This window comes from Pseudomonas sp. PICF6, assembly GCF_009831705.1.
Lineage (GTDB): Bacteria > Pseudomonadota > Gammaproteobacteria > Pseudomonadales > Pseudomonadaceae > Aquipseudomonas > Aquipseudomonas rhizophila.
This window is the reverse complement of the sequence record NZ_WUUD01000013.1, coordinates 231,656-231,907: the sequence shown is the minus strand read 5'-3', so window position 1 is coordinate 231,907 and position 252 is coordinate 231,656. Positions and strand designations below refer to the sequence as shown.

Annotated in this window: 1 protein-coding gene; it reads right to left on the bottom strand. The window is 63.5% G+C overall.

Going from position 1 to position 252, the window contains the following annotated elements; all coding sequences use genetic code 11:
* Window positions 1-252: hypothetical protein (locus tag GSM73_RS26995; RefSeq protein WP_256676772.1), on the bottom strand; the 252-nt coding region annotated here is incomplete at both ends.

Genomic DNA, 252 nt, shown 5'->3' with positions numbered 1-252 from the left:
CGGCATCGCGCACGGTGTAGGTGAATACGTCGGTGGCACCGGGTGCACTGACGGCGTCCGGGTTGCTGTGGTAGACCGCATTGCCATTGGCGTCCAGCGTGAGATAGCCGTAGGTGCCGTTGATCTGGGTGTTGAGACCACCTGTTGCAGGGTTTGAGGTGTCGTTGCCGGCACGTACGCCGATCACTGCGCCACCGTCGGCGCCGAGCACGTCGTTGTCCAGCACATTGCCATTGACCGTGCCGCCCTCCA